The sequence below is a fragment of the Microbacterium sp. NPDC060117 genome (genome assembly GCF_042729315.1).
Classification (GTDB): Bacteria; Actinomycetota; Actinomycetes; order Actinomycetales; family Microbacteriaceae; genus Microbacterium.
The window spans coordinates 795628-809876 of record NZ_JBHWXR010000003.1; the positions used below are offsets into that span (position 1 = coordinate 795628).

The window sequence follows — 14249 nt, forward strand, 5'->3', positions numbered from 1 at the left end:
GGGAATACGGTCTCAGAACAGCCGCGGGATGCCGGATTCGATGCCCTTCATGTCCTCGTAGTCGAGCACGAGGCACCGGATACCCCGGTCCTCGGCCAGCACTCGGGCCTGGGGCTTGATCTCCTGCGCGGCGAACACGCCCTGCACGGGAGCGAGGTGCGGATCCCGGCCGAGCAGTTCGAGGTAGCGGGTGAGCTGCTCCACGCCGTCGATGTCGCCGCGGCGCTTGATCTCGACGGCGATCGCGGCGCCATCGGCGTCCCGCACCATGAGATCGACCGGGCCGATGGCGGTCGGGTACTCGCGGCGCACCAGAGTGGCGCCCTCGGAGATCCGGTCGACCTGCTCGGCCAGGAGGCGCTGCAGATCAGCCTCGACGCCGTCCTTCTGCAGGCCGGGGTCGATGCCCAGTTCGTGCGCCGAGTCGTGCAGGATCTCGTAGATCTGCACGCGCAGCGCGTCGCCGATCTTCTGGTGCGTGACCCGCCACACCTCGGTGACGCCGGCCGACGCCTCCTCCTCCCCCGGCTGCTCCGACTCGAGGCGGCACGGCGGGCTCATCCAGTTCAGCGGCTTGTAGCTGCCGCCGTCGGAGTGCACGAGCAGACTGCCGTCGCCCTTGTGCACGAGCAGACGCGTGGCGAGGGGCAGGTGGGCGTTGAGCCGGCCGGAGTAGTCCACGGCGCAGCGGGCGATGACGAGACGCACCCGAAGAGCCTAGCCCGCTGGGCAGCCGCGCCGGCGCGGTCGTCGGGCGGACACCCGATGGATCCGCGGATCCGTAGATCCGACATGCGGGCGTCACAGCATGACGTCGGATCCGGGCGGGGCGGCGTCCCGTTCGGCGGACACGGTCACGAACGGCTGAGGAATCCGGCGGATCCGTCAGCCATCCGTGACAACGTCAGCCACATGAACCATGCCGCATGGCCCGGGTGAGCGGTGGGCGATGACGCTCAGCCGGCGCTGACCTTCTCGTCGTCCCGCAGCGGGCGGGCCGCCCCGGAGAACAGGCCCGAGAGCGCGGCCAGCACGACCAGGATGTAGAGCGTGTTGAGCAGGCCGATGTGGTTGCTGATGAAGCCGAGCACGGGCGGCCCGCCGAGGAAGGCGATGTAGCCGATCGTCGCGGTTGCGCTCACCCGCGCGGCGGCCTTGACCGGGTCATCGGCGGCGGCCGACATGCCCAGCGGGAAGCCGAGCGAGGCCCCGATCCCCCAGAGCGCCGCACCCACGAACACCAGCGGGGTGCTCGGCGCCAGGATGAACAGCAGGATGCCGGCGGCCGCGGTGATCGCGAGAACCCGCAGCACCACGACGCGCCCGAAGCGGTCGACGAGCGGGCCGCCGAACAGGCGCACCACGGTCATCGCGACGGAGAACGTGGCCAGGGCCGCCGCGCCGAGTGCGGGGCCGGCGCCGTGGTCCTCGGACACCCCGAGCGCCAGCCAGTCGTTGGCGCCGCCCTCGGCGAACGACATGCCCAGCATCACGATGCCGAGGAAGTAGGTGCGGGGCTCGCGCCAGGCCTCGAGTGCGGTGTGCATCCGCTCGCGCCAATGCGGCTTCTCCTCGGGCTGCGGGTCGAGCGTCGCTTCGCGGTCGGGCACGTTCATCCAGCAGGCGACGGCGAGCACGGCGATGACCACGGCGATGAGCAGCGTGTGCGCCGCGACGTTCAGGCCGAGGTGCACCACGAGGGCGCCCACGCCCGCGCCGATCACCGTGCCGAAGCTGAAGAAGGCGTGGAACACCGGCAGGATCGTCCTGCCCATCTGCTGCTCGATCGCCGTCGCCTCGACGTTCATCATCACGTCCAGCGATCCGTTGCCGAGGCCGAACAGCACGAGCCCCGTCACCACGACCGGTACGGACCCGAGCACGTTGGTGCCCAGGCCGACGAGGCCGACGCCGACCGCGAAGCTCAGCATCGTGAGGAGCATGCCGAGGCGCGCCCCCGTGCGCGCCATGACCGCCGGACTCGTCGAGATGCCGATGATCGACGAGACGCCCATGCCCAGCAGCAGCAGGCCCATCTGGCCGTTGTCGATGTGCAGCGCCGCCTTGATGTCGGGCACGCGCGAGGCCCAGGTGGCGATGGACAGACCGCTGGCGAGGAAGATCGCGAAGATCGCGGTGCGCCAGCGCACGAACTGGGAGCGGGTGAGAGCGGTGTCCATGCGGTCAGTGTATCGAATCGATTCGATCTCTGTGTTCCCAACGATGTTATTGTCGAGGCATGAGCTCGGATCCGGATGCTGCGGCGGTGCGCCGCCGCGCCACGATCGCGGATGTGGCGCGTGCCGCGGGGGTGAGCCCATCCACCGCGTCGGTCGTGTTCAGCGGGAAGGCGCCCGTCGCCGATGCCACACGGCAGCGGGTGCTCGCGGTCGCGGCGGAGCTCGGCTACACGGGCCCGGACCCCCGCGCCGCCTCGCTGCGGCGGGGGCGCAGCGGCATCGTCGCGGTGGCGCTCGAGGAGCATCTGCGCACCGCGTTCCTGGATCCGATCAAGACCGCGACGATGGACGGGCTCACCGACGGCCTCGCCGAGCTCGGTGCCGGGGTGCTGCTGCTGCGGGACGACCCCGAGGCCGGGGCCGATGCGCCGACGCTGGCCACGGCGCCCATCGACGCCGCCGTGCTGATCGGCTGCAGCCCGCGCATGCGCGAGACCCTGCAGGCGGTGCGCAACCGCGGCCTGCCCGTGGTGGTGATCGAGGGCGATGCCGGCGACGACGTCCCCCGCATGGAGCTGGACAACGGCGAGGCGGCCGCGCAGATCGCGCACCACCTGCGTGCGCTCGGGCACCGGCGCATCGCCGTGGTGACGCTGCCGTTCGACGGGGGCAAGGTGCGCGGCGACGCGACGCCCGAGCGCATCGAGACGATCACGACGCCCGTGACGAAGGCGCGCCTGGACGCGACGCTCGAGGTGTTCCCGGCGGCCCGCGTGGTGTCCGCCGGAGGCAGCCTCATCGACGAGGGTCTCATCGCCGGGCGCACCCTGTTCGCGGATCCGCCGACCCGTCCGACAGCCGTCATCGCGCAGAGCGACCTCCTCGCCGCGGGCGTGATCCGCGCGGCGGAGGAGGCGGGCCTGCGCGTTCCCGAGGACGTCAGCGTGGCCGGGTTCGACGGCATCGCGGTGGACGGCCTCGGCGAGCACGTGCTCACCACCGCCGTGCAGCCCGCGGTGGAGAAGGGACGTGCCGCCGGAGACGCCGTCGCGCGGCTGCTGGCGGGGGAGCAGGCCGCGTCGATCCGCTTCACGTGCACGTTCCGCGAGGGCACCACGACCGGGCCTGTGCCCTCGCCGGAGCCGGCTTCGTGACGACGGCGGCGGTCGATTCCGGATCCGGCACGTAAACTGGACCCGAACCCGCCCGCCTGTGTCGACCTGCACGCTCACCCGCTGAGCCTGCAGAGACCGACGAGCCAGAGGAGACTGCCATGCTGACGCTCCTCGCCGTGTTCGCCGTCGCGTCCCTGCTGCTGCCGCTGCTGGTCTCCTGGATCGGCGCGCGCGCCTTCGCGGTCGCGGCGCTCGTGCCGGCCGCGGCGTTCGTGCATCTGATCGTGCTCACACCTCAGGTGCTCGCCGGATCCGATGACCCCGCGCTGGTGCCGCGGGAATCGATCGACTGGATCCCTCAGCTCGGGCTCTCGCTCTCGTTCCGGCTCGACGAACTGAGCTGGCTGCTGGCCCTGATCGTCACCGGTGTGGGCGCGCTCGTGCTGCTGTACTGCCGCTGGTACTTCCGCGGTTCGAAGGAGGGCATCGGCCAGTTCGCGGCGGTGCTGCTGGCGTTCGCCGGCGCGATGTACGGGCTGGTGACGACCGACGACCTGGTGCTGCTGGTCATGTTCTGGGAGCTGACCAGCATCCTCTCCTACCTGCTGATCGGGCACTACCACCGCCGCGGTGCGAGCCGCCGTGCTGCGCTGCAGGCCCTGCTGGTGACCACGCTCGGCGGGCTCGCGATGTTCATCGGGGTGGTGTTCCTGGCCGTCGAGGCCGGCACGTCGAGCATGTCGCGGATCCTCGAGATCGCGCCCACCGGCCCTGTCGTCGACGCCGCGATCGTGCTGCTGCTGGTGGGCGCCCTCAGCAAGTCCGCGATCTTCCCGTTCCACTTCTGGCTGCCGGGCGCCATGGCCGCCCCCACTCCGGTGAGCGCCTACCTGCACGCCGCGGCCATGGTGAAGGCCGGCATCTACCTCATCGCGCGGTTCGCGCCGATGTTCGCCCTGTCCGGTCCGTGGCGGCCGATCACGATCACGCTGGGTGTGTTCACGATGCTGCTCGGCGGCGTGCAGGCACTGCGCGAGACCGACCTCAAGCGCATCCTCGCGTTCGGCACCGTGAGCCAGCTCGGCTTCTTCACCGTCGTGCTCGGTTATGGAACGCCCGACGCGATGCTCGCGGGACTCGCGCTCGTGATCAGCCACGCCCTGTTCAAGTCGTCGCTCTTCCTGATCGTCGGCGTCATCGACCGCCAGCTCTCCACCCGTGACGTCACCGAGATCAGCGGCGTCGGGCGCCAGGCCCCGCTGCTCGCGATCTCGGGCTTCCTCGCGGTCGGATCCATGATGGGGATCCCCCCGACGATCGGATTCGCGGCGAAGGAGTCCACGCTCGCGGCCCTCTTCGACGAATCCCTGCGCGGATCCCCCTGGGGGATCGTCGCGCTCGTCGGCGTGATCCTGGGATCCATACTCACCGCGGCATACGGTGCGAGGTTCCTCTGGGGCGCGTTCTGGCGGAAGAAGGATGCGGTAGGCACCTACATGCCGGACACGGAATGGCCCTCGCCTCCGTTCGGGTTCCTGGTGTCGCCGGTGCTGCTCGCCCTGGGCACGCTCGTGCTGGGGCCGCTCGCTTCCGCGGTCACCGTGGTGCTGTACGGCTACGCGGACGACGCGAAGGCGCCCGGCTACGACGGCGTGGACCTGGATCCCGGGTACCTCGCCCTTTGGCACGGTCTGGCACCCGCGCTGTTCCTGTCGCTCGGGGCCGTGCTGCTCGGTCTCGCGTTGTTCCCGCTCACGCGTCGCCTGGGCTGGGACCGCCGCCCGCGCCTGCTGCGGTTCACCGCTCAGGACGCGTACTACCTCGTGATGCGCAGCGTCGATCGACTCTCCGTGGTCACCACCTCGCTCACGCAGCGCGGTTCGCTGCCGGTCTACGTCGGCACGATCTTCGTCGTCGTGATCGCGGGCGAGACGACGGCCCTCATCGCCGGCGGCCCGGCGAACGCGCAGCTGAGCGCCTGGCACACCCCCGTACAACTGGTGGTCGCGCCGATCATGATCTTCGCGGGCCTGCTCGCGATCCGGGCGCAGAAGCGCTACACCGGCGTCGTCCTGGTCTCCGTCACGGGCCTCGGCATGGTCGTGCTGTTCGGCACGAGCGGCGCCCCCGACCTCGCTCTCACGCAGATCCTCGTCGAGACCGTGACTCTGGTCACCTTCGCGCTCGTGCTGCGCCGGCTGCCTGCGCGGATGGGTGAGCACAATGCGTCGGTCGGAAGGGTGCCGCGCGCGATCCTCGGCATCGCGGCCGGCGTGATGATGGCGCTCGTGGCGATCGTCGCCACCGGATCCCGGGTCGCCGAACCCATCTCCGAGGCTTTCCCGAAGCTCGCGTACGACCTCGGGCACGGCAAGAACGTGGTGAACGTGGCCCTGGTCGACCTGCGCGGCTGGGACACGATGGGGGAGCTGTCGGTGCTCGTACTCGCGGCGACCGGCGTGGCCTCGCTCGTCTTCGTCACGCACCGCGCCGACCGGCTCTCGGCCACGAAAGCGCTCCCCGAGGGCCCGCGGCAGGCTCGCCGCCGGCCACTCGTCGAGACGACCGAAGGCGTGCGCGTGCAGACCGCCGGCGACACCGCCCCGCGCGCGTGGCTCGTCGGCGGCGGCAATGTGAAGCCGGAGAACCGCTCGATCCTGCTCGAGGTGATCGTGCGGATTCTGTTCCACACGATCATCGTGGTGTCGATCTACCTGCTCTTCGCGGGGCACAACGCCCCGGGCGGCGGTTTCGCGGGTGGCCTCGTCGCGGGCATGGCCCTGGTCATGCGCTACATCGCGGGCGGCCGCTGGGAGCTGGGCGCAGCGGCGCCCACCGACGCCGGTCGTCTGCTCGGTGCCGGGCTCATCCTCGCCGTGGGCGCGGCCGTGGTACCCCTGTTCTTCGGGATGGCTCCGCTGACCAGCACCGTGTGGGAGGCGGAGATCCCCGTCATCGGACACATCGAATTCGTCAGCTCCACGTTCTTCGACATCGGCGTCTACCTCGTCGTGATCGGGCTGGTGCTCGACGTGCTACGCAGCCTCGGCGCCGAGGTCGACCGGCAGACCCTCGAGATGCGCGCGCGGGGGGTGGACATCTGATGGACGTCTCCCTGGTGCTCATCATCGTGATGGCGGTGCTGTTCGGCTGCGGCGTGTACGCGATGCTCGAGCGCAGCCTGACCCGCGTGCTGATCGGGTTCCTGCTGCTCGGGAACGCCGTGAACCTGCTGCTGCTGATCGTGATGGGGCGCCCGGGGCGTGCGCCGTTCTACGGCATCGACGGCGACATGAGCGATCCGCTGCCGCAGGCGCTCACGCTCACGGCGATCGTGATCACCTTCGCCGTCTCCGCCTTCCTGCTCGCGCTCATCTACCGCTCCTGGCAGCTGGGCAAGGCCGACACGGTCGAAGACGACGAGGCCGACATCGCGCTGCGCGAGCGCACGGAGATCGAGGAAGACCTCATGGACGACGAGGTCGACCTCGAGGACGAGGACGCCACGACAGACTTCGTGGGCGTCGCGACCTCTCCGATCCGCGTGCTGCATGCCAAGGATCTGGACGGTCTCATCGATGACGCCCCGGTGGACCGGCCGGATCCGATAGACGACGTTTCGTCTCGCTCCGCCTCCGGCGGTGCTCGCTCAACGACCACAGCCGGACCGGGGTCGTTGAGCGAGGACGGCGAAGCCGACCGAGACGAAACGCGGCGCCCTGACGAACGACCCGAGCCGGGGGAGGAGCCGCGATGAACGCCCTCGTCCCGCTTCTCGTCGCCCTCCCGCTGCTGGGCGCCGCGATCACGCTCGTGTTCGGCCGCAACACGCGCGTGCAGGTCATCGTCACGGTCGCCACGCTCGCGGCGGTCTCGGTGATCGCAGCGACCCTGCTCGTCATCGTGGATCAGACCAAGCCGATCGCGGTGATGGTCGGCGGCTGGCCCGCCCCGTTCGGCATCGTGCTGTACGTCGACCGGCTCGCCGCCCTGCTCGTGCTCGTGTCGAGCATCGTGCTGGTCGCCGTGCTGCTCTTCTCGGTGGGCCAGGGGGCCGCGGACGGGGCCGAGGAGACCCCGATCTCGATCTTCAATCCGTCGTATCTGATCCTCGCCGCGGGCATCTTCAACGCCTTCATCGCGGGCGACCTGTTCAACCTCTACGTCGGCTTCGAGATCCTCCTGGTCGCCTCCTACGTGCTGATCACGCTGGGCAGCACCGAGTCCCGGATCCGCACCGGCGCGGTCTACATCGTGGTGTCGCTGGTCTCGTCGGTGCTTTTCCTCGTGGCGATCGCGCTCATCTACGCCGCGCTCGGCACCGTGAACATGGCACAGATCGCCGAGAGGATCGGGGAGATCCCGCCCAGCACCCAGCTCGTGCTGCACCTCATGCTCGTGGTCGCCTTCGGCATCAAGGCGGCCGTGTTCCCGATGTCGTTCTGGCTGCCCGACTCCTACCCGACCGCCCCGGCCCCGGTCACGGCGGTGTTCGCGGGCCTGCTCACCAAGGTCGGTGTCTACGCGCTGATCCGCACCGAGACCCAGCTGTTCAACGTGTCGAGCATCAACACGCTGCTCATGATCGTGGCGCTCGCGACGATGGTGATCGGAATACTCGGCGCCGTCGCGCAGGCAGAGCTGAAGAGGATCCTGTCGTTCACCCTGGTGAGCCACGTCGGCTACATGGTGTTCGGTCTGGCGATCGCGACACCTGCCGCGATCGGCGCGACGGTGTACTACATCGTGCACCACATCATCGTGCAGACCACCCTGTTCCTGGCGGTGGGGCTGGTCGAGCGCCGCGCGGGCAGCACCTCGATCCTCAAGGTGCGCGGCCTCATGAAGGCGGCGCCGCTCATCGCCGTGCTGTACTTCGTGCCGGCGATCAACCTCGGCGGTCTGCCGCCGTTCTCGGGATTCATCGGCAAGTTCGCGCTGTTCCAGGCGGCCGCGCAGGTCGCGACCCCGCTGATCTGGGTGCTCGTCGTCGGCGGCGTGCTCACCTCTCTGCTCACGCTGTACGCGCTCATGCGCGCGTGGAACCTCGCCTTCTGGCGGAGCAAGGACGAGACGCCGGAGGAGATGGAGAACGAGCGCATCGCCCATCTCGGCAGCGCACCGGCCGCCGACGAGCAGCAGGAGCGGCGCCGGATCCCGACGATCATGACCCTTGCCACGGGAGGCATGGTCGCCGTCACCCTCGCACTGACGGTCTTCGCGGGCCCGATCTACGGGCTCTGCGAGCGGATCGGCGCCAACCTGCTGCAGCCCGTGCACCTCGACATGCTCGACGGGGACGAGGCCTCCTCATGAGCCCTGGGACGAAGCGCGGACTCTGGCGCGAGATCGGCCTGCAGCTGCCGTTCCTGCTCTGGCTGGTCGTGCTGTGGATGCTGCTCTGGGGCCAGTTCACCGTGCTGGCGGCCGTGACGGGCATCGCCGTGGCGCTGTTCGTGACGCGCGTGTTCCGGCTGCCCACGATCGAGCTCTCCGGGCGGATCAACCTGTGGTGGGCGGCGCTGCTGGTGGTGCAGTTCCTGGCCGCCGTCGTGCACGGCTCGCTCAGCGTCGCGGTGCAGGTGCTGAACCCGCGGCGCGCGCCGGGGGCCGCGATCATCGCGGTGCCGCTGCGCTACGCCGACGACCTCGTCATGACCCACGTCGCGGTGACGTCGTCGCTCATCCCCGGATCCCTCGTGGTCGAGGCCGAGCGCGACACCCGCACCCTGTATCTGCACGTGATCGGCGTGCGCTCGCTCGAGGACGTGGAGCGACAGCGCGCGGGCGTGCTGCGCTGGGAGCGGCGCATCGTGCGGGCGCTGGGATCGCCGGCGCAGGCAGCCCGGCTGCGTGCGGACGAGCGCGCCGAGGCGGACCGTCTCGGGGGTACGGTGGCCGGGACCTCGCCGAAGCCGCACCGACCGCAGGGATCCGGTCCGTCGACCGGATCCGGCACGTCGCACGGATCCGAGGAGGGTCGCCGATGAATCCGCTGCTGCTCGTCATCATGATCGTGTTCGCGGTCGCCGCCGTGCTCGCGGTGATCCGCATCGTGATCGGACCGTCGATCCTCGACCGCGCGGTCGCCGCCGACGTGCTGCTCACGGAGGTGATGTGCGTGCTCGGCGCCGATATGGCGATCAACCACCACACGCGCACGCTGCCCGTGCTGATCGTCGTCGCCGCGGTGGGCGTGTTCGGGTCCATCTCAGTCGCGCGTTACGTCGCGCGGAGGGACAACACGCCGTCATGAACGGGGTCATCATGAACCAGACCTTCGCCCACCGCACCCGCCGGGACGGGGGAGAGCGATGAACGTCTTCGAGCTGCGGATCCCCGACGTCGTGGTGGACACCGCAGTCTGGGTGCTCGTGCTGATCGGCGCGCTGCTGTGCCTGATCGCCGGCATCGGCCTGCTCCGCCTGCGCGACGTACCGAACCGGCTGCATGCCGCCACGAAGCCGCAGGTGCTCGGTCTGCTCCTGATCTGCCTGGCGATCGCGCTCTCGCAGCGCTCCGTGATCGGAGTCGCGCTGGGGCTGCTGCTCGTGGCGCCCGTCGTGCTCATGCAGTTCGCGACCGCCCCGCTGTCGGCGCACATGGTCGGTCGCCAGGCCTACCGCAACGGCACGATCGACGAGCGCTCCCTCGTGGTCGACGAACTCGCCGACTCGAAGCGCACCCCACCGGGCGCCGGCTGACGCGGGGGCCGACGGCCGGATCGCGGGGCGGCGGGGGCGCTTCACCTGCTGTTTCCCCGCCCGCGGTACCCTGAGCGCGCACGCGCCCTGTGTGCAGCCGCTCGAACGGAACCCGATGCAAGACATCCTCGACCGCGCCGCGCTCGCGGCGCCGCCGCGCACGCTGATCGACATCCTGGTCGACACCGCGCGCCGATACCCGGACGCCTCTGCGATCGAGGACGCGGACGGTGCGCTCAGCTATGCCGAGCTGCTCGCCCAGGTCTGGCGGACGGCGGCCCGGTTGCGCGAGCACGGCGTCATGCGCGGCGACAGGGTCGGCATCAGGATGCCCTCCGGCGGGCGGGAGCTGTACCTCGCGATCCTCGGCACGCTCGCCGCGGGCGCGGCGTACGTGCCGGTCGACGCGGACGATCCGCAGGAGCGGGCCGACCTCGTGTTCGGCGAGGCCAAGGTGCGCGGCGTCATCGGCGCCGGCGGAGTGTTCCGGGGCGCAGATTCCCCGTTCGGGGCGCATCACGCCGCCGAACCCGGGCAAGGCGCGCCCCGAGACGAGCCGGCGCGCCCCGAAGCGGATCGGGGGGATGGCCCCACGGCCGAAACGGACGGACCAAGCCCCGTCACGGCCGAGCCGGCACGACCCGCCAACGCGGAGCGACCCGGATCCGGCCTGTTCGCCGGGGAGGATCCGCACCCGAACTCGGTCTCGATCACGACGGTGCCGCACCCGCTGCCCTTGGACGACGCCTGGATCATCTTCACCTCCGGCTCGACCGGCGTGCCCAAGGGCGTGGCCGTGACCCACCGCTCCGCCGCCGCGTTCGTCGACGCCGAGGCGAACCTGTTCCTGCAGGACGCGCCGCTCGGCCCCGGTGACCGCGTGCTCGCGGGCCTCTCCGTCGCGTTCGACGCCTCGTGCGAGGAGATGTGGCTGGCCTGGCGGTACGGCGCCTGCCTCGTGCCGGCGCCGCGCGCGCTGGTGCGCTCCGGTGAGGACCTCGGACCCTGGCTGCTCGGGCACGGCATCACCGCGGTGTCGACCGTGCCGACGCTCGCGGCGCTCTGGCCGCAGGACGCGATCGAGAACCTGCGCCTGCTGATCTTCGGCGGCGAGGCGCTGCCGCCCGAACTCGCCGCGCGGCTCGTGGGCGAGGACCGCGAGGTCTGGAACACCTACGGACCCACCGAGGCCACGGTCGTCGCGTGCGCGGCCGAGATGGACGGCGACGCGCTGCGCGCAGGGGAGCCGGTGCGGATCGGCCTGCCACTGGACGGCTGGGAACTCGCCGTCGTCGATGCCCAGGGCAACCGCGTCGCCGAGGGCGAGGTCGGCGAGCTCGTGATCGGCGGTGTCGGGCTCGCACGGTACCTGGATCCGGCCAAGGACGCGGAGAAGTACGCGCCGATGCCGTCCCTGGGCTGGGATCGCGCCTACCGCTCCGGGGATCTCGTGCGGTACGAGGAGGCGGGTCTGGTGTTCCAGGGTCGCGCCGACGACCAGGTGAAGATCGGCGGCCGGCGCATCGAGCTCGGCGAGGTCGAAGCCGCGCTGCAGAACCTCACCGCGGTCACGGCGGCGACCGTCGTCGTGCAGCGCAGCGAGGGCGGGATCCCCCTGCTCGTCGGGTACGTGGTGCCGACCGAGGGCTTCGACCGGCAGACCGCGCGCGCCGAGCTCGCCGAGACGCTCCCGGCGCCGCTCATCCCGCTGCTCGCGGTCATGGACGACCTGCCCGTGCGCACCTCGGGCAAGGTCGACAAGGCCGCCCTGCCGTGGCCGCTCACGGATCCGGACGCGGACGACTCCACGCTCACCGGCACCGCGGCCTGGCTGGCGGAGCAGTGGTTCGCCGTGCTCGGCACGCGGCCGCTCGACGAGGACGCCGACTTCTTCCAGCTCGGCGGCGGATCCCTCGCGGCCGCGCAGCTGGTGAGCCGGATCCGATCCCGCGCCCCCGAGTTCACGATGGCCGACGTCTACGACCTGCCGCGGCTGCGGCGCATGGCCGACGCCGTCGAGGCCGAGGCCGGCGATGAGGACGACGAGCCGGGCGAGTTCCACGAGTCCCGGCCCACACCGCGGCGCATGCAGTGGATCCAGTCGCTCCTGGGAGTGCCGCTGTTCGTCCTCGGCGGCATCAGGTGGGTGCTCTGGTTGCTCACCGGCAGCGCGATCCTGCACCTGGTGCCAGGGTTCGACTGGCTGCCGACGGCGCCGCTGTGGCTGCTGATCGTCGGCCTCGTGGTGTTCGCGACCCCGTTCGGACGCATGGCGATCGCCGCGATCGCCGCGAGGATCCTGCTGGCCGGCGTGCGGGCCGGGGATTACCCGCGCGGCGGCGGGGTGCACCTGCGGCTCTGGCTCGCGGAGCAGGTCAGCCACCAGATCGATCCCGTCGGTTTCGCGGGCGCTCCGTGGGTGAGCTACTACGCCCGGGCGCTCGGGGCGAAGATCGGCCCCGACGTCGACCTGCACACGCTGCCGCCCGTGACCGGCATGCTCGACATCGGTCGGGGTGCGGCGATCGAGCCCGAGGTCGACCTCTCCGGCTACTGGATCGACGGCGACACGGTGCGCATCGGCGGGATTCGCATCGGTGCGGGCGCGGTGGTGGGCGCTCGCAGCACCCTCGCCCCCGGCACCCGCATCGGTCGCGCGGCCGAGGTCGCCCCCGGATCCGCCGTCTTCGGCCGAGTGCGCGCCGGGCAGCGCTGGGCCGGCTCCCCCGCGGTGCGCGTCGGCGGGAAGTCCGCCCCGCTCGCGCCCGAGCGCCCGCCCGCGCCGAGGCGCTGGCTGTGGGCATATGCCGTATCGAGCATGGGCCTCGGGCTCCTGCCCGTGCTCGCCTTCGCCCTCGGCGCCCTCGTGCTCGTGCAGGGCGCGCGTGGTGCCGCCTCGCTCGGCGATGCGCTTCCGGGGCTGGCGATCTGGCTCGTCCCGTCGGTGCTCGTGACCGGACTCGTGTTCGCCGTGCTCGTCGTGGCGGCGACCCGGCTGCTCTCGATCGGGCTGCGCGAGGGGATCCACCCGGTCCGCGGTCGGGTCGCGTGGCAGGCGTGGACCACCGAGCGACTGCTCGACTCCGCCCGCACGCTGCTCTTCCCGCTGTACGCGAGCCTGTTCACCCCCGCCTGGCTGCGCCTGCTCGGGGCGAAAGTCGGCAAGGAGGTGGAGATCTCCACGGTGCTGCTGATCCCGTCGATGACCACGATCGACGACGGTGCGTTCCTCGCCGATGACACGATGGTCGCTTCCTACGAGCTCGGCGGCGGATGGATGCGCCTGGCCGCGGCGCGGATCGGCAAGCGCGCGTTCCTCGGCAACTCCGGCATGGCGGGCGCCGGGCACAAGGTGCCCAAGGACGGCCTCGTCGCGGTGCTCTCGGTGGCGCCGGACAAGGCGAAGGCGGGATCGTCGTGGCTCGGCTCCCCGCCGGTGCGCCTGCGCCGAGTGGTGAACGAGTCGGATCTGGAGCGCACCTACCGCCCTCGCACGGGACTGCGGGTCGCGCGTGGTCTGTGGGAGCTGTGCCGCATCGTGCCGGTCATCCTCACCTGCGCGCTCGGGCTGGCGGTGCTGCTCACGCTCGCCGCGCTGGCCGAGAGCCTCGGTCCGGTCTGGACCGTGGTGCTCTCCGGCCTCGTCCTGCTGGTCGCGGGCGCCGTCGCCGCGGGATTCGCGACCGCAGCGAAGTGGGCGTTCGTAGGGCCGATCCGCCCGGGGGAGCACCCGCTGTGGTCGAGCTTCGTCTGGCGCACCGAGGTCGCCGACACGTTCACCGAGATGATGGCCGCCCCGTGGTTCGCCAACGCCGCGGCGGGCACGCCCGCGCTCGCCGTGTGGCTGCGCTCGCTCGGCGCCACGATCGGGAAGGGCGTCTGGACGGACAGCTACTGGCTGCCGGAGCCGGATCTCGTGACGCTCGGCGACGGCGCCACGGTCAACCGCGGCTGCGTGGTGCAGACGCACCTCTTCCACGACCGCGTGATGAGCATCGACACGGTCACACTCGAGGCCGGTGCGACCCTCGGCCCGCACAGCGTGATCCTGCCGGCCGCGACCATCGGATCCGATGCCACGGTGGGACCGGCGTCCCTCGTGATGCGCGGGGAGAGCGTGCCAGTCGGGAGCCGATGGAGCGGCAACCCGATCGGCCCGTGGCGTGCGGTCAAGGTGCGAAGCTACCAGGCGGCCGAATGAGGGCGATCCGGCGGCGGCGCCGAACGGGCGCGCACCGGGCCGCGCGATC

Annotated in this window: 10 protein-coding genes; 8 read left to right on the top strand and 2 right to left on the bottom strand. The window is 71.2% G+C overall.

What is annotated here, in order from left to right; all coding sequences use genetic code 11:
* Window positions 1-12: 12 nt before the first annotated feature.
* Entirely contained in the window at window positions 13-708 is a 696-nt protein-coding gene (gene nucS, locus ACFWCK_RS15455) for an endonuclease NucS (protein WP_378806686.1), read from the bottom strand.
* Between the two features lie 248 nt (window positions 709-956).
* Window positions 957-2180, bottom strand: a complete 1224-nt coding sequence (locus ACFWCK_RS15460) for an MFS transporter (RefSeq protein ID WP_378806687.1) — start codon at window positions 2178-2180, stop codon at window positions 957-959.
* A gap of 59 nt (window positions 2181-2239) precedes the next feature.
* Here ACFWCK_RS15460 and ACFWCK_RS15465 point away from each other — a divergent pair, with 59 nt between their 5' ends.
* The 8 genes from ACFWCK_RS15465 to ACFWCK_RS15500 all read left to right on the top strand — a co-directional run bounded on the left by ACFWCK_RS15465 (window position 2240) and on the right by ACFWCK_RS15500 (window position 14200).
* On the top strand, window positions 2240-3334 hold the full coding sequence (locus ACFWCK_RS15465; RefSeq protein WP_233310777.1) for a LacI family DNA-binding transcriptional regulator: 1095 nt from the start codon (window positions 2240-2242) through the stop codon (window positions 3332-3334).
* Between the two features lie 119 nt (window positions 3335-3453).
* The gene (locus ACFWCK_RS15470) at window positions 3454-6399 is read left to right on the top strand and encodes a Na+/H+ antiporter subunit A (RefSeq protein WP_378806688.1); all 2946 of its coding nucleotides are present in this window, start codon (window positions 3454-3456) and stop codon (window positions 6397-6399) included.
* Window positions 6399-7052 carry a Na(+)/H(+) antiporter subunit C gene (locus tag ACFWCK_RS15475; RefSeq protein ID WP_233310775.1) on the top strand — a complete coding sequence of 218 codons (654 nt, stop codon included), beginning with the start codon at window positions 6399-6401 and terminating at the stop codon, window positions 7050-7052. Before ACFWCK_RS15470 ends, ACFWCK_RS15475 begins: the two co-directional genes overlap by 1 nt.
* The gene (locus tag ACFWCK_RS15480; protein ID WP_233310774.1) at window positions 7049-8611 is read left to right on the top strand and encodes a Na+/H+ antiporter subunit D; all 1563 of its coding nucleotides are present in this window, start codon (window positions 7049-7051) and stop codon (window positions 8609-8611) included. The genes ACFWCK_RS15475 and ACFWCK_RS15480 overlap by 4 nt, the downstream gene beginning before the upstream one ends.
* On the top strand, window positions 8608-9285 hold the full coding sequence (locus tag ACFWCK_RS15485; protein ID WP_378806689.1) for a Na+/H+ antiporter subunit E: 678 nt from the start codon (window positions 8608-8610) through the stop codon (window positions 9283-9285). The genes ACFWCK_RS15480 and ACFWCK_RS15485 overlap by 4 nt, the downstream gene beginning before the upstream one ends.
* Window positions 9282-9551, top strand: a complete 270-nt coding sequence (locus ACFWCK_RS15490; protein WP_045271280.1) for a monovalent cation/H+ antiporter complex subunit F — start codon at window positions 9282-9284, stop codon at window positions 9549-9551. The genes ACFWCK_RS15485 and ACFWCK_RS15490 overlap by 4 nt, the downstream gene beginning before the upstream one ends.
* Window positions 9552-9609: 58 nt before the next feature.
* Complete coding sequence (gene mnhG, locus ACFWCK_RS15495) at window positions 9610-9999, top strand: monovalent cation/H(+) antiporter subunit G (protein ID WP_233310772.1); 390 nt, start codon at window positions 9610-9612, stop codon at window positions 9997-9999.
* A gap of 115 nt (window positions 10000-10114) precedes the next feature.
* On the top strand, window positions 10115-14200 hold the full coding sequence (locus tag ACFWCK_RS15500; RefSeq protein ID WP_378806690.1) for a Pls/PosA family non-ribosomal peptide synthetase: 4086 nt from the start codon (window positions 10115-10117) through the stop codon (window positions 14198-14200).
* Window positions 14201-14249 lie beyond the last annotated feature (49 nt).